Origin of the sequence: Rhodopseudomonas pseudopalustris (assembly GCF_900110435.1) — a bacterium.
GTDB classification, from domain to species: Bacteria; Pseudomonadota; Alphaproteobacteria; order Rhizobiales; family Xanthobacteraceae; genus Rhodopseudomonas; species Rhodopseudomonas pseudopalustris.
Genome location: NZ_FODT01000003.1, coordinates 395,495 through 414,478, shown reverse-complemented (window position 1 = coordinate 414,478; position 18,984 = coordinate 395,495). Strand labels below are relative to the sequence as shown.

Annotated in this window: 15 protein-coding genes; 12 read left to right on the top strand and 3 right to left on the bottom strand. The window is 65.5% G+C overall.

Features of this window, described 5'->3' with window-relative positions:
- Window positions 1-12 precede the first annotated feature (12 nt).
- The 6 genes from BMY71_RS08100 to BMY71_RS08075 all read left to right on the top strand — a co-directional run bounded on the left by BMY71_RS08100 (window position 13) and on the right by BMY71_RS08075 (window position 10,516).
- Complete coding sequence (locus tag BMY71_RS08100) at window positions 13-2,514, top strand: circularly permuted type 2 ATP-grasp protein (protein ID WP_092682948.1); 2,502 nt, start codon at window positions 13-15, stop codon at window positions 2,512-2,514.
- Window positions 2,511-3,389: a transglutaminase family protein gene (locus tag BMY71_RS08095; RefSeq protein WP_092682946.1), complete on the top strand. Its 879-nt coding sequence runs from the start codon at window positions 2,511-2,513 to the stop codon at window positions 3,387-3,389. Before BMY71_RS08100 ends, BMY71_RS08095 begins: the two co-directional genes overlap by 4 nt.
- Before the next feature lie 262 nt (window positions 3,390-3,651).
- Window positions 3,652-4,068, top strand: a complete 417-nt coding sequence (locus BMY71_RS08090; RefSeq protein WP_049760780.1) for a cache domain-containing protein — start codon at window positions 3,652-3,654, stop codon at window positions 4,066-4,068.
- A 64-nt stretch (window positions 4,069-4,132) separates the two neighbouring features.
- Entirely contained in the window at window positions 4,133-5,836 is a 1,704-nt protein-coding gene (locus BMY71_RS08085; protein WP_011503970.1) for a methyl-accepting chemotaxis protein, read from the top strand.
- A 318-nt stretch (window positions 5,837-6,154) separates the two neighbouring features.
- A complete protein-coding gene (hpnP, locus tag BMY71_RS08080; RefSeq protein WP_092682945.1) occupies window positions 6,155-7,738 on the top strand; it encodes a hopanoid C-2 methylase in 1,584 nt (527 codons plus the stop codon).
- 411 nt (window positions 7,739-8,149) lie between these two features.
- Complete coding sequence (locus tag BMY71_RS08075; RefSeq protein WP_092682943.1) at window positions 8,150-10,516, top strand: efflux RND transporter permease subunit; 2,367 nt, start codon at window positions 8,150-8,152, stop codon at window positions 10,514-10,516.
- 226 nt (window positions 10,517-10,742) lie between these two features.
- Here the strand turns inward: BMY71_RS08075 and BMY71_RS08070 are convergent, their stop codons facing one another.
- Together BMY71_RS08070 and BMY71_RS24345 are read right to left on the bottom strand one after the other, a co-directional pair.
- Window positions 10,743-11,240: a hypothetical protein gene (locus BMY71_RS08070; protein ID WP_011503967.1), complete on the bottom strand. Its 498-nt coding sequence runs from the start codon at window positions 11,238-11,240 to the stop codon at window positions 10,743-10,745.
- 81 nt (window positions 11,241-11,321) lie between these two features.
- Window positions 11,322-11,618, bottom strand: coding sequence for a hypothetical protein (locus BMY71_RS24345; RefSeq protein ID WP_139202614.1), 297 nt, complete (start codon window positions 11,616-11,618; stop codon window positions 11,322-11,324).
- Window positions 11,619-11,657: 39 nt separating this feature from the next.
- Between BMY71_RS24345 and BMY71_RS08065 the strand changes: the two genes are divergently transcribed.
- The 6 genes from BMY71_RS08065 to BMY71_RS08040 all read left to right on the top strand — a co-directional run bounded on the left by BMY71_RS08065 (window position 11,658) and on the right by BMY71_RS08040 (window position 17,864).
- Window positions 11,658-11,900, top strand: coding sequence for a hypothetical protein (locus tag BMY71_RS08065; RefSeq protein WP_011503966.1), 243 nt, complete (start codon window positions 11,658-11,660; stop codon window positions 11,898-11,900).
- A 252-nt stretch (window positions 11,901-12,152) separates the two neighbouring features.
- Window positions 12,153-13,031, top strand: coding sequence for a squalene synthase HpnC (hpnC, locus tag BMY71_RS08060; RefSeq protein WP_011503965.1), 879 nt, complete (start codon window positions 12,153-12,155; stop codon window positions 13,029-13,031).
- The gene (hpnD, locus tag BMY71_RS08055; protein WP_092682942.1) at window positions 13,028-13,867 is read left to right on the top strand and encodes a presqualene diphosphate synthase HpnD; all 840 of its coding nucleotides are present in this window, start codon (window positions 13,028-13,030) and stop codon (window positions 13,865-13,867) included. Before hpnC ends, hpnD begins: the two co-directional genes overlap by 4 nt.
- Window positions 13,867-15,123: a hydroxysqualene dehydroxylase HpnE gene (gene hpnE, locus BMY71_RS08050; protein WP_092682941.1), complete on the top strand. Its 1,257-nt coding sequence runs from the start codon at window positions 13,867-13,869 to the stop codon at window positions 15,121-15,123. The genes hpnD and hpnE overlap by 1 nt, the downstream gene beginning before the upstream one ends.
- 39 nt (window positions 15,124-15,162) lie before the next feature.
- On the top strand, window positions 15,163-17,127 hold the full coding sequence (gene shc, locus BMY71_RS08045; RefSeq protein WP_092682939.1) for a squalene--hopene cyclase: 1,965 nt from the start codon (window positions 15,163-15,165) through the stop codon (window positions 17,125-17,127).
- On the top strand, window positions 17,124-17,864 hold the full coding sequence (locus tag BMY71_RS08040) for a phosphorylase (RefSeq protein WP_092682937.1): 741 nt from the start codon (window positions 17,124-17,126) through the stop codon (window positions 17,862-17,864). Before shc ends, BMY71_RS08040 begins: the two co-directional genes overlap by 4 nt.
- On the opposite strand, the gene hpnH is transcribed toward BMY71_RS08040, so the two are convergent.
- Entirely contained in the window at window positions 17,793-18,953 is a 1,161-nt protein-coding gene (gene hpnH, locus BMY71_RS08035; RefSeq protein WP_011503960.1) for an adenosyl-hopene transferase HpnH, read from the bottom strand. The genes BMY71_RS08040 and hpnH overlap by 72 nt on opposite strands.
- Window positions 18,954-18,984 lie beyond the last annotated feature (31 nt).

Genomic DNA, 18,984 nt, shown 5'->3' with positions numbered 1-18,984 from the left:
GGAGTTCCGGGATTGGCGCAAGAGAGCAGTCAGGCGAAACGCGTCCGTCCGCGTGATCGCAAGGTCGCGCAATGGATCCGCGATTATGCACGGCTGCCCGGCATTCCCGACGAATTCATCGGCGAGGACGGCGAGCCGCGCGCGGTGTGGAGCCGTTACTTCGACGCCTTCGCGGGTCTGGCGCCCGACGAAATCGAACGCCGTTTTCGCACCGCCGACCGGCATCTGCGCGACGCCGGCGTCACCTATCGGGCGCCGGGCGACGCCGCCGAGCGCGGCTGGCCGCTGAGCCACGTCCCGCTGCTGATCGATGACGCCGAGTGGCAGCAGATCGCCGCCGGCATCGCGCAACGCGCGACGTTGCATGAACATCTGCTGCAGGATCTCTACGGCGACGGACGGCTGATCGCCGACGGCGCGGTGCCTGCCGCCGCGATCGCCGGCAGCCCGGAATATCTGCGCGCGGTCGCCGGCGTGAAGCCGCCGGGCGGGCGCTATCTGCATCTCTACGCCGCCGATATCGGCCGCGGCCCGGACGGCCGCTGGTGGGTGCTCGGCGATCGCACGCAGGCGCCCTCGGGCGCGGGCTATGCGCTGGAAAACCGGCTGGTGCTGTCGCGCGCCTTCACCGATCTCTACAAGTCGATGAATGTCGAGCGCGTCGCGCCGTTCTTCGAGGCGTTCCGCGACTCACTGCGCGCCAGCGCCGATCGCGACGAGCCGCGGATCGGCGTGCTGACGCCGGGGCCGTTCAGCGAGACCTATTTCGAGCACGCGACGCTGGCGCGCTATCTCGGCTTCCTGCTGGTCGAGGGCGACGACCTCGCGGTCTCCGGCGATCGCGTTCACATCCGCACCGTCGCCGGGCTGAAGCGGCTCGACGTGCTGCTGCGCCGGGTCGACTCCAACTCGCTCGATCCGCTCGAACTCGACGCCTCGTCGCAGCTCGGCGTGCCGGGGCTGATCGACGTGCTGCGCAAGAACGGCGTCGTCGTCGCCAACATGCCGGGCGCCGGGGTGATCGAGGCGCGGTCGCTGCTCGGCTTTCTGCCGAGCCTCAGTCGCCGCCTGCTCGGCGAGGATCTGATGATGCCGCATATCGCCACCTGGTGGTGCGGACAGAGGTCGGCGCGCGAAGAGGTGCTGGCGCGGCTCGACGATTTCGTCATCGAAGGCGCTTACGGTCCGACCGTTCCGGGATTTCCGAACAGCGGCGCGGTGTTGCCGGCGGAGCTGCCGCCGACGGTGCGCGACCGGCTGCGCGACGCGATCGCCGCCCGCGGCATCGACTATGTCGCGCAGGAGCAGGTGCGGTTGTCGACCACGCCGGTGTGGGACAACGGCAAGCTGGCGCCGCGACCGTTCGTGCTCCGCGTGTTCGCCGCTGCGACCGAGCAGGGCTGGACGATCATGCCCGGCGGCTTCTGCCGGATCGCCGAGCGGCTCGACTCGCGCGCGGTGTCGATGGGCGAGGGCGCCCGCGCCGCCGACGTCTGGGTGATGTCGGACCGTGCGGTGTCGCACGCCTCGCTGCTGCCCGCCGTCGATAATGTGCGGATCCGGCGTATCACCGGTCTGCTGCCGAGCCGCGCCGCAGACAATCTGTTCTGGCTCGGGCGCTATCTCGAGCGCGCCGAGGCGACGTTGCGGCTGGTGCGCTCGCTCAACGCGCCGCAGCGCGACCCCGGCAAGGGGCCGCTGCATCTGGCGATCGAACGCATTCAGCGGCTGCTGATCAGCTGGGGCGCGACCTCGCTCGGCGCCCGCGCGCAGACCACGAAGATCGCCGCCGACGCGCTGCAGAGCGAGGAGGAATTCGGCTCGGCGCTGTCGCTGATCCGCGCGGCGCAGCGCAACGCCTCGTCGCTGCGTGAGCGGCTGTCGCCGGACGCCTGGCAGGTCATCACCCAGACCGCAAACCGGCTGGCCCGGCCGGCCGAAGACGAGGAAGCGGCGATCCGCCTCGCCGAGATCACGTTGCAGGAGTTGGCGAGCTTCTCGGGGCTGTCGCAGGAGAACATGAACCGCGCCGTCGGCTGGCGCTTCCTGCGGATGGGGCGGCGGGTCGAGCGCGCCGTCAACACCGCGCGGTTCGCCCGGCAATTCGCCTACGACGAAGCCACCGCCGAGGATCTCGACCTGCTGCTGACGCTGGTCGATTGCCAGATCACCTATCGGTCGCGCTATCTGGTCGCGCCGCTGCTCGCGCCGGTGCGTGATCTCGCGGTGCTCGATCCGTACAATCCGCGGTCGGTGATGTTCCAGGTCGAAGAGCTCAACGAACAGATCGCCAGCCTGCCGTCGCTGAACGAGGGCGGGCTGATCGAACGGCCGCAGCGGCTCGCAGTCGCGCTGCGGGCGACGCTGACCACCGCGGAGGCCTCGGCGCTCGACGCACGCTGGCTGTTCGCGCTGGAGCAGGATCTGCTGTCGCTGGCCGACGCGATCGGCGCGCAATACTTTCCGCACGGCGCCAGCGCGACGCGCCCGGAAAAGCTGACGGGGCTGGCTTGATCTACGATATCCGCCACGTCACCAGCTACAGCTACGGCAGCCAGGTCAGCTTCGCGCGCTGCTCGCTGCGGCTGAAGCCGCTCAGCGACGCCAGCCAGAAACTGATATCGCATAGCATCGAGATCAAGCCGCGTCCGGCGACGCGGGCGACACGGGTGGATTTCTTCGGCATCCCGACCGAAAGCATCGTGATCGAGACGCCGCACAAGGTGCTGCGGATCGACAGCCGCTCGCGCGTCGAGGTCAACCGCATTCCGCCGGCGCGCGACAGCGGCAGCACCGCGTGGGAGCGCGTCGGCGAGGCGGCGCTGGATTGCGCGAGCCTCGGCGCCGATGCGCCGGTCGGCTACGTGTTCCCGAGTTCGCTGGCGCCGGTTCAGCGTGCCGTGACTCGTTACGCCGCCGAGAGCTTTCCGCCGGCGCGCGGCGTTCTCGCCGGCGCGGCGGATTTGATGCGCCGGATCCGCCGCGAGTTCAAATACGATCCGAAGGCGACGGTGATCTCGACGCCGCTCGCCGAAGTATTCGAGAAGCGCCACGGCGTCTGCCAGGATTTCGCCCATGTGATGATCGCGGGGCTGCGCGGGCTCGGCCTGCCTGCCGCCTATGTCAGCGGTTATTTGCGCACCTATCCGCCGGCGGGACAGCCGCGGCTGCAAGGCGCGGACGCCACCCACGCCTGGGTGTCGGTGTGGTGCGGCAACGAGAGCGGCTGGGTCGGGTTCGATCCGACCAACGATCTGTTGATCGGCAACGACCACATCGTGCTCGCGGTGGGTCGCGATTTCTCAGACGTCTCGCCGGTCGACGGCGTGATCGTCGGCTCGCGCAGGCAGAAGCTCTCCGTCGCGGTCGACGTCATCCCGGTCGAATAGCTCGCCGGCGGTTCCTTTACAGCTCGACGCGGTCGCGTCGCGCGAAAAGGAGGCTCATCTGGTCGCTCGATTGCGCTCCAGTGAAGGTCATTTGCAACTAAATTTCGCCGCAGATCGTTTACCTCGTAACAATCCTGAGTTGCGCCTTAACGTTGTGTTCGCGCTTGGATGAGATGCTCACTGCGCTGCTCCCCATCCTTCAATCATCGCAGGAGATACACTCGTGCTCAGGAAGTTGTTGTTCGCCACCGCCGCTGCGGCGATGGCCGCCGCTGCAGTTCCGGCCTTCGCCGAAGCCAGCAAGGACGACGCGATCGCAATGGTCAAGAAGGCGGTCGAAGCGATCAAAGCCGACGGCGCCGACAAGACCTATCCGCTGATCAGCGACAAGGCCGGGCCGTTCATCAAGGACGACCTCTATGTCGTCGTCTATCAGCTCGACGGCAAGGTGCTCGCCCATGGCGCCAACGCCAAGTTCATCGGCAAGGATATGATCGAAGCGCAGGACGTCGACGGCAAGCTCTATGTCAAGGAGCGCGTCGAGCTGGCCGCCAAGCAGCCGTCGTTCTGGCAGGACTACAAGTTCGTCAATCCCGTCAGCAAAAAGGTCGAGCCTAAAGCGATGTATTGCGAGCGACTCGACAACACCGCGGTGTGCGCGGGCATTTACAAACTGTAGCGCGGCGCGCCGCCATCGCTGGTGGGGACCGTGCGATGGCGGCTGACATGGGATGTCGTTCGACATGGGGCGTTTGATCAAGAACATCGGGCTATCCTGGAAAGTTCAGCTCGCTCCAGCGCTGCTGGTCGTGGCGCTGCTCGGCATCGGCGCCTACGCGTTGGAGGTGCTGCGGATCAATCAGCAGGGCGTTGACGTGCTGGTGTCCGGGCCGGTGCGGCTGTCGGAACTCGCCGGCGATCTCAACAATGCCGCCTGGACCGCGCACGCGAAGCTCTACCGGCTGGCGGCGACCGCGGCCAACGAAACCGACCAGGCCAAGCTCACCAAGATTTCGACAGAAGCCAATGCGGCGATCGCCAAGATCCCGGAAGCGCTCGCCGAGGTCGACAAGACCCTCGGCGCTGCCGCCTCGCGGCCGGAGTTCCAGAAGCTGAAGGCCGCTGTGACCGGCTATCAGAAGCAGGCGAAGAACGCGATCGAGATGGCCGATGGCGACGCCGGCTCGGCGATGCTGTTCATCAAGAGCGCGGAGAAGAGCTTCACCGATATCGATGCTCTGGTCGGAGACCTCGCCGAATCCAGCAAAGACGGCCGCGATCGCGCGATCGCGAACGCCAAGATCGCGATCGATCGCCAACAGTGGACGTTGGGCGCGGTCCTGCTCGCGGTGTCACTCGCCGGCATCGTGATGTCGTTCCTGATCGGCCGCGGAATTTCCCGGCCTGTGGTGGCGATGTCGGGCGCGATGCATCAGCTCGCGCAAGGCAATTTCGCGGTGCAGCTGCCGGGACTCGATCGCGGCGACGAAGTCGGCCGGATGGCGCGTGCGGTCGAGGACTTCAAGCGGCAGGCGATCGAGAAGGCGGAGCGGGATCACGTCGCCCGCGAACGGGAAGAGCACGCAGCCGCCGAGGCGCGCCGTGCCGAATTGCATCAACTCGCCGACGGTTTCGAAGCTGCGGTCGGCCAGATCGTCGAGGCGGTCGGCTCGGCCTCGCGCGAACTCGAACACTCCGCCGATGCGCTGGCCAAGGGCAGCGCCACGACGCAGCAGCTCTCCAACGTGGCCGCCTCGGTCTCGACCGAGACGTCGAACCACGTCCAGTCGGTAGCCTCCGCGACCGAAGAGATGACGGCGTCGGTCGATGAAATCGGCCGCCAGGTCCGCGAGTCGCGCGCCATCGCCACTGAGGCTGTGTCTCAGGCCGAGCAGACCGATGCGCGGATCAGCAAGCTGTTGCAGGCCGCCAACCGGATCGGCGACGTCACCGAGCTGATCACCACCATCGCCGGGCAGACCAATTTGCTGGCGCTCAACGCCACCATCGAATCCGCCCGCGCCGGCGCGGCCGGCCGCGGCTTCGCCGTCGTGGCGCAGGAGGTCAAGGCGCTGGCCGAGCAGACCTCCAAGGCGACCGAGGAGATCAGCTCGCAGATCTCCGAGATCCAGTCCGCGACACGGGAATCGGCCGTCGCCATCAAGGAGATCGGCGGCACGATCGGACGCATTGCGCATATCGCCTCGACCATCGCCGCCTCTGTCGACGAGCAGGGATCAGCGACCCAGGAGATTGCCCGCAGCGTTCAGAAGGCGGCGATCGGCACCAGTCAGGTCGCGGGCAGCATCGCCGAAGTCAACCGCGGCGCCGCCGACACCGGCAAGGCGTCGTCGCATGTGCTGACCTCCGCGCAATCATTGTCCAGTGAAAACGGCCGTTTGCGCACCGAGGTGCAAAAATTTCTCGCGACCGTCCGGGTCGCGTAGCGCTCCACCTGCTCCCCGCCTGCGCGACTTGCTCGCCAGGGCGACGCCGTCTCGCTTCGGGTGATCGCCCGGGGGTGTGCTGCTGGACCAGTGCGGTGCAGAAGACATCTTCAAATAAATCGGTGGCTGCGCAGATTTCGCCGTGATTAGATCGGCATAATGCGCCGCAATCGATATTGTGCGGAAGATTCTGGAACCAGTTCTGGCATCGAAAGGTTATGCCCGAGCGCTTGCATTTGGCTCGTCGTTCGAACCGTACCAAGGGTTCGGGCAACAGATCAAAGACGGGTTTCGAGAATTGTTCCCTGAGGAAGTCTGATGAGAGCTGAATCCGGCCAAACCAGCCGTCGCATTCTGTGCGTCTTCCCGCGTTACACCAAGTCATTCGGCACGTTTCAAAACTCCTATCCGCTGATGGACGGCGTGGCGGCGTTCATGCCGCCGCAAGGCCTGCTGGTGATCGCCGCCTATCTGCCGGAAGACTGGTCGGTTCGCTTCATCGACGAAAACATCCGTGCGGCGACGCCCGAGGATTTCGGCTGGGCCGATGCGGTGTTCGTGAGCGGCATGCACATCCAGCGCCAGCAGATGAACGACATCTGCAAACGCGCCCACACCTATGATCTGCCGGTAGCGATCGGCGGGCCGTCGGTCAGCGCCTGCCCGGATCATTACCCGAGCTTCGACTATCTGCATGTCGGCGAACTCGGCGACGCCACCGACCAGCTGATCGCGAAGCTGGCGCACGACGTCACGCGGCCGAAGCGGCAGATCATCTTCACCACCGAAGATCGCCTCGACATGACGCTGTTTCCGGTCCCGGCCTATGAGCTGGCGGAATGCAGCAAATATCTGCTCGGCAGCATCCAGTATTCCTCGGGCTGCCCGTATCAGTGCGAATTCTGCGACATTCCGGGCCTGTACGGCCGCAACCCGCGGCTGAAGACGCCGGAGCAGATCATCGTCGAGCTCGACCGGATGGTCGAATGCGGCATCCGCGGCTCGGTGTATTTCGTCGACGACAATTTCATCGGCAACCGCAAGGCGGCGCTCGATCTGTTGCCACATCTGGTGGGATGGCAGAAGCGCACCGGCTTCGCGCTGCAGCTCGCCTGCGAGGCGACGCTGAACATTGCCAAGCGGCCTGAAATCCTCAGTTTGATGCGCGAGGCGTATTTCACCACCATCTTCTGCGGCATCGAAACGCCGGATCCGGTTGCGCTCAAGGCGATGCAGAAGGACCACAACATGATGGTCCCGATCCTCGAGGGCGTTCGCACGATCTCAAGCTACGGCATCGAAGTGGTGTCGGGCATCATCCTCGGCCTCGACACCGATACGCCGGAGACCGGCGAATTCCTGATGCAGTTCATCGCGCAGTCGCAGATCCCGCTGCTCACCATCAACCTGCTGCAGGCGCTGCCGAAGACGCCGCTGTGGGACCGGCTGGAGAGCGAGGGCCGGCTGATCCATGACGACGGCCGCGAGTCCAATGTCGACTTCCTGCTGCCCCACGATCAGGTGGTGGCGATGTGGAAGGATTGCATGGCGCGCGCCTACGAGCCCGAAGCGCTGCTGGCGCGCTATGAGTACCAGATCCGCAACGCCTACGCGACGCGCCTGCATCCGGACACGCCGCAGCGCTCCTCGAAGGCCAACATCAAGCGCGGGCTGATCATGCTGCGCAACATCATCTGGCAGATCGGCATTCGCGGCGACTACAAGCTCGCCTTCTGGAAATTCGCGGTGCCGCGGATCCTTCGTGGCGACATCGAGAACCTGCTCGGCGTCATGGTGGTCGCGCATCATCTGATCATCTACGCCCGCGAGGCCTCGCGCGGCCAGGCTAACGCGTCGAACTATTCGATCCGGCTGCGCGAAGCCTCGGTGCCGGCGGAGTAGGGCCCTGGCGGCCGCCGTTCCGGGCGTCGTTCGCGCGCGGCCGGGTGAGGCCGGACGATGACCGATCGGCGCGGACGGCGCGTCGCTTCGGCGATCTGCCGCGACTGCCCCGGCGCGGGTCGCCGCGACCGGTATCGGCGTCGGCCCGGCGGCCGTCGCGACCGGCCAAGGGGTTGTACGAGGGGGCGACGAGGCCGGCATGACGCGCGGCGGAATGCTGGATCGCGCCGGCCGAGCGAATCTGTTCGACTGTGCCCCCGGTGCTCCACCCGGGGGGGCTCCGGAGCCTGTAAATCCTGCGCACGATGCATTCATCGCATGTTGTCGAAGTCTCGCGCTTCAGCAGCGCTGCGATGTCGTCATCGTGCCGAACATCTTGGTTATTGAACGATCGCCAGAACGGAACAGCGCATGCTGCACAAGAACATCAACGACGCCGACATCGACGAGACCAACCGGCGCCGGCTCAGCATTGCTTTCGGGCTGGAGCGGATGGGGCTGATCGCGGTGCGCGCGCCGATCCTCTCCTGCGTGATTCTCGCAATCCTGATCGTCGCCGCGATCTTCGGCATCCAGCGGATCAAGATCGATGATTCGCTGAGTCAGCTGTTCCGCTCCGACTCCAAGGAGTTCCAGCAATACGAGCAGGTCACCAAGCGTTTCCCCTCGACCGAATTCGACGTGCTGGTGGTGGTCGAAGGCAAGACGCTGCTCGCGCGCGACAATCTCGAGAAGCTGCGCGATCTCGTCACCGACATGCAGCTCGTCGACGGCGTCCGCGGGCTGATCTCGCTGTTCTCGGCGCGGCAGGCGCCGGAGCCGGGCAGGCTGCCGGCGGCGCTGTTTCCCAATGAACTGCCGGAAGGCGACGCCTACGACAAGTTCATCGAGACGGTGAAGGCGAACGAGATCATCCGCGGCAAGCTGTTGTCGGAGGATGGCACGCTGGCGCTGGTCGTGCTGTCGCTGGACCCGGAGATCGTCGGCAACAACAAGCTCGCCAGCACCATCGGCGAAATCCGCAAGGTGATGGCCGAGGACCTCGCAGGCGCAGACCTGTCGCGGCAATTGTCCGGCGTTCCGGTGATGCAGCTCGAAATCCGCAACGCGGTCGAGCGCGACGGCTTGATCTACAACATCGCTGGAATCCTCGCCGGCTGCGTGATCGCGATCCTGTTCTTCCGCAAGATCTCGTTCATGGTGGTCGCGGCGTTCCCGCCGCTGCTGGCGATCCTGCTGTCGCTCGGCGTGCTCGGCTGGGCCGGCTTCAGCCTCAACATGTTCCTGAATGTGATGACGCCGCTGATCATGGTGATCAGCTTCGCGGATTCGATGCAGCTCACCTTTGCCGCCAGAGACAGGCTGATCGCCGGCGAAGACAAATACACCGCATTCCGCAACGCCGTGCTGGTGGTCGGCCCGGCCTGTGTGCTGACCCATGCCACCGCTGGCATTTCCTTCATCGCGCTGCAGTTCTCCGATTCCGATCTGATCCGCGCTTTCGGCGAGGCCGGTCTCGTTGCCACCGTGATCGCGCTGGTCGCGGTGCTGTCGCTGGTGCCGGTGTTCGGCGTGCTGCTGGTGCGCAACGAGCAGGCGTTCGCCGCGAAGTTTCAGAGCGGCGATCTCGGCGTCAATGCGCTGCGCCGGTTCTGCGCCTTCATCGCGGTGCGGATGGTCGGGCGTCCCGGCCTGTTCAGCCTGCTGGCGCTGCTGCTCGTCGGCGGCCTCGGCGTGATCTACGCCAATCTCGAACCGCGCTACCGGCTTGCCGATCAGGTGCCCGACAAGCAGCAGGCGGTGCAGGCCAGCGACCGGCTCGACGCCAAGCTGACCGGCGCCAATCCGATCGACGTTCTGATCGAGCTGCCCAAGGGCCAGACGCTGTATTCGCCCGAGACTTTGCAGACCATCGCCGACGTCCACGCCATGGTCGAGAAACAGGCCGGCGTCGGCAATGTCTGGTCGCTGGAGACGCTGCGCCGCTGGCTCGCCGAAAAGGCGCGGACCGACGACGTCGCGACGCTCAAGGAATATGTCGACGTCATTCCCGAGCATCTGGTGCGGCGCTTCATCTCCGCCGACCAGGCCGCGGTGGTGGTGTCCGGCCGGGTGCCGGATCTGGATTCCAGCGAGATCCTGCCGGTGGTGCAGAAGCTCGACAAGGCGCTCGACGCCGTGCGGCAGAAACACCCCGGCTACGAGGTCGCGGTCACCGGCCTGTCGGCGATCGCCGCGCGCAACAGCGCCGACATGATCTCGAAGCTCAACCACGGCCTCACCATCGAATTCCTTCTGGTGGCGGTGTTCATCGGGCTCGCGTTCCGCTCGGTGGTGGTGATGCTGGCCTGCATCCTGCCGGGCATCTTCCCGGTGGTGCTGTCGGGCACGCTGCTCTGGGTAATGGGGGAGGGGCTGCAATTCGCCAGCGTGGTGGCGCTGACGGTGTCGTTCGGTCTCGGCCTCAGCGCGACGATCCACTTCCTCAACCGGCTGCGGCTGGAAAGTCCGCCCGGCGCCAGCGCCGCGGTCGCGGTCGAGCGCGCCACCGTGCTGGTCGGGCCGGCGCTGATCCTCACCACCGTGGTGCTGGCCTGCGGCCTCGGCGTCACGGTGTTCTCCGACCTGCCGTCGCTGCGGCTGTTCGGCTGGCTCAGCGCATTTGCGATGGTCGCCGCGCTGGTCGCCGATTTGTTCATCCTGCGCCCGACCGCGATGTGGCTGATCGGCATGGCGGAGCGTCTGCGCGGCAACCGCAAGCCCAAGGCGGCCATGTAGGACGGCGCCTCAAGCGCTCGCTAGAGCTTTTCCGGTTCTGATAGAATCAGAACCGGAGCTCTAACTTTTTGTTCTGACGCGTTTTCTTCACGCGAACGGTTTCCACTTCGCTCGAAAACGCTCTAACAGAAACCCCTCGGACCGCCGGGTCCGAGGGGTTTTGATTCGGCTGGAGCAGGATGAACGATCTTCGAAACGTCATCCCGCTCCGGCCTGGAATTGAGGATCAGCCGCGCGTCATGCTGATGTTGACGCCGCGGATGTCGCCCTTGGAGCTGATCGCGACCGACTGCTTGTTGCCGCGCGTGGCCAGCGAGATGCTGGCGGCGAAGCCCGCGGCCTCGACGAACACTTCGATGTTGCCGCCGCCGGCCTTACCCTGAAGGTTGCCGTTGATGTTGCGGCTGGCTTCGCTCCAGTTTCCGGAGATCCGTTCGCCGTTACTGATGACGTTGGCGGTCAGGTCGAACTTGTAGCTGTCGCTGGCGCAGCGCAGCGTCTGGGCGAGTTCGTTGCCGCCGCCGCCGACCTTGTAGGTCGCCCGGCAGCGAATCCGCTCCTTCGTTCCATCGGACAGGGCGACGGTGCCGGTGCCGGACCACGAACCATTGAAGCCGGCGAACGGCCCATCGGCGTAACTCGCCGAGGCCGACAGCAGCATCGCCGCGGCGATTCCGGCCGCCTTCAAGCCATGAAGCGAAGTGGATGAACGAAGCAGTCTCATTTCTTGTCTACCCCTGAGAAATTCGTGCCGAGACGACGCTCCGCCGCATCAGCCTGTTAGTGTTTTTGCGTAACGACTGGTTCAAATCAAATCATATACCGGTTGGTTCCGCGCAAACACCGGGGCGCTTCCGAGGGCGCGCGATTGTGGCGCGCCGGACACGCGCAGAATGGTCGGAACTTCGCGCAATTGTCGCAAATTCGCAACGCTGCGCCAAGAAATGGCTGACTGACTTGGCGAGATTTGAAACATCATCGCAACTGTCGCAATATCTGCGCAAATTTGGCCGCATTTGCGCGGCCAGATGGCGGCTTGCACATCCGTGTCGATCGAGGGTTGACAGACCGTCCCGGGCGTCGCGTTGACGCTGATCGACAATGGATTCCGGATTTCCCCGCATCATCTCGAAGGAAGACAATGCAGAAGACCTTGTTTGCGCTCACGCTGCTGCTCGTTCCGATATCGACCGGCGCCTTCGCCCAACAGCAGCAACAGCGCAGCGGTACGCCCGAGGAGCAAGCCGCCTGCTCGCGCGACGTGCAGCGACACTGCCGCAAGCTGATGGATCAGGGCGATTTCGCCATCCTGGCCTGCCTGAAAGAGAACCGTCCGAAGATCAGCCGCGCCTGCAACCAGGTGCTGGTCAATCACGGCCAGTAAGGCGGCGGATCGGCCGGGGCGGGTTTCTACCGCCTGCCCAGGCTCGGACCGAGGTCCTGACCAGGGACCGGTAACGATGTAGACCGGGACTTTCGGCCCTCTGGAAAAACCGCGTCAATATCGTTGGTTTAACCGGAGAATTTCCCTTATATGGCGTCGCGAACGGAGCTGCCCGGGATGCCGGGCGGGTCCGTTCGCGACGTTTTTCCTTGTCTTCAATCCGATGTCCGTAACAAGCGTTAGCCAGAGCCGATGACGTCTGCGAGCGAACTGCGATCCGGCAAGACCCACCGGGACGAGAATTTCCCGGTTGCGTCGTGGATCATCCATCCGCGGCATCGCGATCTGATTCTGGCGTTCTACAATTTCGTCCGTACCGCCGACGACATCGCCGACCATGCGATGCTCGATGCCCCGACCAAGCTGAGCTACCTTGATCTGCTCGAGGCCGAATTGCTCGGCCGCGGCGAAACCCAGCCCGAGGCGGTCAATCTGCGCCGCGCGCTGGCGGAGCGCGGGATGCCGCCGCGCCACGCCCTCGACGTGCTGATCGCGTTCCGGATGGACGTCACCAAGCTGCGCTACGAGGACTGGGACGAGGTGATCCACTATTGCCGCTATTCGGCGATGCCGGTGGGTCGCTTCATGCTCGACGTCCATGGCGAGAGCACCTCGACCTGGCCGGCGTCCGACGCGCTGTGCGCCGGGCTGCAGGTCAACAATCACCTGCAGGATTGCGGCAAGGACTATCGCAATCTCAACCGCGTCTACCTGCCGCGCGATGCGCTGGACGCGGTCGGCGCCCAGGTCGAGGAACTCGGCCAGTTGAAATCCTCGCCGGCGCTGCTGCACTGTCTGCAGAGCCTCGCCGCGCGCACCGACGTGCTGCTCGGCGAAGGCCGTCCGCTCGCGGCCGAGGTCAAGGATTTCCGGCTCGGCCTCGAAGTCTCGGTGATCCAGGCGTTCGCCGATCGCATCGTCCGGATGCTCAAGGTGCGCGATCCGCTCAGCGAGCGCGTGCATCTGAAGCCGATCGAGTTTCTGTTCTCCACGATCGGCGCGGTCGGATCCGAGATCACCCGCCGCACCTTCCGAAAGGGACCGGTGTCGAACCCGGCGCCGCGCGCATGACCCTCCAGACCACCACCGAACCGGCCGAGCACCAGGGCGTCGCGCTGGGCAGCTCGTTCTACGCGGCGATGCGCATCCTGCCGCGCCCGCAGCGCGAGGCGATGTTTCAGGTCTACAGCTTCTGCCGCTATGTCGACGACATCGCCGATTCCGACGAGCCGCGCGATCTGCGGCGGGCCGGATTGCAGCGCTGGCGCGACGATATCGAGGCGCTGTATCGCGGCGCGCCGCCGCCGCGGCTTGCGGACTACCAAGGCTCGGTGCGCGCATTCGGCCTGAAGCGCGAGGATTTTCTCGCGATCATCGACGGCATGGAAATGGACGTCACCGCCGACATCCGCGCCCCGAACGATGCGACGCTCGATCTGTACTGCGATCGGGTCGCCAGCGCGGTCGGCCGGCTGTCGGTGCGGATCTTCGGCCTGCCGGAACAGGACGGCATCCTGCTCGCGCATCATCTCGGCCGCGCGCTGCAACTCACCAACATCCTTCGCGACATCGACGAAGACGCCGAACTCGGCCGGCTGTATCTGCCGCGCGAGGGCCTGGTCGCGGCGGGCATCACCAGCATCGATCCGATGCTTGTCGCCAGGGACCCCGCGTTGCCGAACGTCTGCGCGCCGCTGGTCGCGCGCGCGCTGAAGCATTTCGACGCCGCCGATGTGGTGATGAGCCGCAATCCGCGCCGGCTGGTGAAGGCGCCGCGGATCATGGGCAAATACTATTATTCGATCCTTCAACTGCTGATCGCGCGCGGCTTCGCGCCGCCGCGGGCGCCGGTCAAACTCGGCAAGGCGTCGAAGATCGCCATCCTGCTGCAATACGCGGTGGTCTGATGCCAACAACAGTTCACGTCATCGGCGCCGGAATTTCCGGCCTTGCGGCCGCGATCAAGCTCTCCCGCCAGGGCTTCGTCGTGCACGTCTACGAGGCGATGCAGCAGGCCGGCGGGCGCTGCCGCTCCTATTTCGACGCGCAGACCAACCTCGTGATCGACAACGGCAATCATCTGCTGCTGTCGGGCAACCAGGCCGCGCTCGACTATGCGCGCGCGATCGGCACCGAGGCCGGGCTGGTCGGGCCGGAGCGCGCCGAATTCGACTTCATGGACCTGAAATCGAACGCGCGCTGGCGGATCAACCTCGGCAGCGGCCGGCTGCCGCTGTGGGTGCTCGACGCCAACAGCCGGGTGCCCGACACCAGCCTGCGCGACTATCTGGCGCTGATGCCGCTGCTGTGGGCGCCGACAAGCAAACTGATCGGCGACACCATTCCGTGCAATGGCCCGCTGTACGACCGGCTGGTGCGGCCGTTGCTGCTCGCTGCCCTCAACGTCGAACCGGCGGAGGGCTCTGCGGGGCTCGCCGGCGCGGTGGTGCGCGAGACGCTGCTGGCCGGCGGCAAGGCGTGCCGCCCGCTGATCGCCCGCGACGGCCTCAGCGCGGTGCTGGTCGAGCCGGCCGTCGAGCTGTTGAAGCGCAGCGGCCCGGGCGTGCAGTTCGGCCACGAGCTGCGATCGCTGACGCACGCCGGCGATCGCGTCGGCGGTCTGAATTTCGGCGGCGAGGATGTGGTCGCGGTCGGCCCCGATGACGTCGTGGTGCTGGCCGTGCCGCCGCGGCCGGCGGCTGCGCTGCTGCCCGGCCTGAAGGCGCCGCAAAATTACCGGGCGATCGTCAACGCCCATTTCAATTACGCGCCGCCGGCCGGGATGCCGGCGCTGACGGGTGTCATCGGCGGCGAGGTGGAATGGCTGTTCGCCTTCCCGAACCGGCTCTCGGTGACCATCAGCAACGGCGACCGACTGGTCGATGCCCCACGCGACCAGCTTGCGGCCGCGATCTGGGCCGAAATCTGTCAAGTTGCGGGGATCAGGGCAAATTTGCCGCCGTGGCAAATTGTCCGCGAGCGTCGGGCAACCTTCGAGGCTACACCGGCGCAGAACGCCCTGCGTCCTGGGCCGGTCACCCAGTGGAAAAACCTATTCCTCGCGGGTGATTGGACTGATACGGGGTTGCCCGCCACCATCGAGGGGTCGGTCCGGTCAGGGAACCGGGCTGCGGACTTGGTACTGGCGCTGAGTCAGGCCTGAGCGATACGCCGGCCGACAAGCACGGAGACTAGCAAAGACATGGATTCCGGAACTTTCAATCCGGGTGGAGAGCGCGGCAACACGCTCGACGCCTCGATCGACGCGGCGCGCGCCGCGCTGCTGGGTTATCGTCGTGACGACGGCCATTGGGTGTTCGAACTCGAGGCCGACTGCACCATTCCGGCCGAGTACGTGCTGCTCCGGCACTATCTTGGTGAACCGATCGACGCCGCGCTGGAAGCCAAGATCGCCGTTTATCTGCGCCGGACCCAGGGCGCACATGGCGGCTGGCCGCTGGTGTATGACGGCGAATTCGACATGAGCGCCACCGTGAAGGGCTATTTCGCGCTCAAGATGATCGGCGACAGCATCGACGCGCCGCATATGGCCAAGGCGCGCGAGGCGATCCTGTCGCGCGGCGGCGCGGTCCACGCCAACGTGTTCACGCGATTCCTGCTGGCGATGTTCGGCATCCTGACCTGGCGCGCCGTTCCGGTGCTGCCGGTCGAGATCATGCTGCTGCCGATGTGGTCGCCGTTCCATCTCAACAAGATCTCGTATTGGGCGCGCACCACGATCGTGCCGCTGATGGTGCTGGCGGCGCTGAAGCCGCGCGCGGTCAACCGGCTCGGCGTCGGGCTCGACGAGCTGTTCCTGCAGGACCCGAAATCGATCGGGATGCCCGCCAGGGCGCCGCATCAGAATCGCGGCCTGTTCGCGCTGTTCGGTGCGATCGACGCGGTGCTGCGGGTGATCGAACCACTGATCCCGAAGAAGCTGCGGAAACACGCGATCGACCGCGCCGTCGCCTTCGTCGAGGAGCGGCTGAACGGCGAGGACGGTCTCGGCGCGATCTATCCGCCGATGGCCAACACCGTGATGATGTACAAGGTGCTCGGCTATCCCGAGGACCATCCGCCGCGGGCGATCACCCGGCGCGGCATCGATCTGCTGCTGGTGATCGGCGAGGAGGAGGCCTATTGCCAGCCCTGCGTCTCGCCGATCTGGGACACTTCGCTGACCTGCCACGCGCTGCTCGAGGCGGGCGGCGCCGAGGCCGCGCAGCCGGTGCGCGAGGGCTTGGACTGGCTGCTGCCGAAGCAGGTGCTCGACCTCAAGGGCGACTGGGCGGTGAAGGCCCCCAATGTCCGCCCCGGCGGCTGGGCGTTCCAGTACAACAACGCCCACTATCCCGATCTCGACGACACCGCGGTTGTGGTGATGGCGCTCGACCGCGCCCGCCGCGATCAGCCGAGCGCGGCCTACGACAATGCCATCGCCCGCGGCCGCGAATGGATCGAGGGGATGCAGAGCGACGACGGCGGCTGGGCTGCCTTCGATGTGAACAACACCGAATATTATTTGAACAACATCCCGTTCTCGGACCATGGCGCGATGCTCGATCCGCCGACCGAGGACGTAACCGCGCGTTGCGTTTCGATGTTGGCGCAACTCGGCGAGACCGAGCAGACCAGCAAGGCGGTGGCGCGGGGCGTTGCCTATCTGCGCAAGACCCAGCTTCCGGATGGCTCGTGGTACGGCCGATGGGGCATGAACTACATCTATGGCACCTGGGCGGTGCTGTGCGCGCTGAACGCCGCCGGCGTCGATCATCAGGACCCGGCGATCCGCAAGGCGGTCGCCTGGCTGGCGTCGATTCAGAACGCCGATGGCGGCTGGGGCGAGGACGGGGTCAGCTACCGGTTGGACTACCGGGGCTACGAAACTGCGCCGTCCACGGCGTCGCAAACGGCATGGGCCTTGCTTTCGATCATGGCTGCCGGGGAAGTCGATCATCCGGCGGTAGCGCGCGGGATTGAGTACCTAAAAGGCACACAGACCGAAAAAGGACTGTGGGACGAGCAGCGCCACACCGCTACAGGCTTTCCGCGCGTGTTTTATCTGCGGTATCATGGCTACTCAAAGTTCTTTCCGCTCTGGGCGCTGGCGCGGTATCGAAATTTGAGAGCCACGAACAGCAAGGTCGTAGGGGTCGGAATGTGATTCTGGGGGCTAGGGGCGACGCGGCCGCGGGTTTTGATCCGCGGCCGGTTCTGATTGTGACGGGGCTCATCCAGGAAGCGCGGATCGCAGCGGGGCCGGGCTTCACCGTCATCTGCAGCAGCAGCGATCCGAAGCAATTGCGGATGATGATGGCGGATTTCGATTCGTCGTCGATCCGCGGCGTGATCAGCTTCGGCGTGGCCGGCGGGCTCGACCCCTCGCTTCGCTCCGGCGATATCGTGATCGCGACCGAGGTGATGGCGGGCGACCGCCGTTGGCAGTCGGAAATCGCGCTGAGCGATGAACTGGTGAGCAGCGCTGGCCTCGGCCGTCAGCGCGTGGTGCGCGGCGGGCTGGTCGGCGTCGAGCAGGTGGTGGCGGCGCGCGACTCGAAAGCGGCGCTGCGCTCCGAAACCGGCGCAGCCGCGGTCGATATGGAAAGCCACATCGCCGCCGATTTCGCAGCCATGGCCAATCTGCCTTTCGCGGCGCTGCGCGTGATCAGCGATCCCGCCAACCGCAGCCTGCCGCAGATGGTGTCGACCGCGATCAAGCCGAACGGCGACATCGATTTGCGGAAGGTGCTGCGCGGGCTGGCCCGCCACCCGACGTCGATCCGGTCGCTGATTTCGACCGGAATCGACTTCAATCGGGCGCTTCGCAGCCTACGCGGCTGTCGAAGCTTCGTGCTTGGCGCCGTGATTGGCAGCGGCAGCCTCGTCGCGGCGGATCTCTGACAGCGTCTTCTGCACCTGCTCGGCGAAGATGTACTGAGCCGGACGCTGGTTCGACAGATCGATCTCGGGCGCCATCGGACCCGAGGTCCGGATCCCGCGCAACGCGACCCAGGCCGCCTTCAGCGGATTGTTCAGCGACGCCGTCGCCGCGGTCGGCTCGTAGCCGCAATGCGCCATGCAGTCCGCGCACTTCTCGTACTTGCCGGTGCCGTAGGAATCCCAGTTGGTGGTCTCCATCAGCTCCTTGAAGGTCTTGGTGTAGCCTTCACCGAGCAGGTAGCACGGCTTCTGCCAGCCGAAGATATTGCGCGCGGGCATTCCCCACGGGGTGCATTCGAACTCCTGATTTCCGGCGAGGAAGTCCAGGAACAGGCCGGAATGCATGAAGTTCCACTTCTTGCCCTTGCCGAGGGCGAAAACGTCGCGGAACAGTTTCTTCGTCTTGGTCCGGTTCAGGAAGTGCTCCTGATCGGGCGCTCGCTCATAAGCATAGCCCGGTGACATCGAGACGCCGACGCCGAGTTCGGTCGTGAAGTCGAGGAACTTGGCGATCTCCTCGGCCGGATGGTTGTCGAAGATCGTCGCGTTGACGTTGACGGTGAAGCCCTTGGCCTTCGCCGCCTTGATCGCCGACACCGCGCGATCGAACACGCCGGCCTGCGACACCGCCTTGTCGTGATGATCCTTCAGGCCGTCGAGATGCACCGAGAAGAACAGGAAGGGCGACGGCTCGAACAGATGCAGCTTCTTCTCGAGCAGCAGCGCGTTGGTGCACAGCGACACGAACTTCTTGCGGGCCACCAGGCCGCGCACGATCTCGCCGATCTCCTTGTGGATCAGCGGCTCGCCGCCCGGGATCGCAACCATCGGCGCGCCGCATTCCTCGGCGGCGTCCCAGCATTCCTGCGCGGACATCCGGCGGTTCAGGATCGCATCGGGATAATCGATCTTGCCGCAGCCGACGCAGGCCAGATTGCAACGGAACAGCGGCTCGAGCATCAGCACCAGCGGATAGTGCTTGCGGCCCAGCAGCTTCTGCTTGAGCAGATAGCCGCCGATCCGGATCTCCTTGTGAAACGGTATTGCCATTACGGTTCTTCTCTTTTCGTACAAATCATCA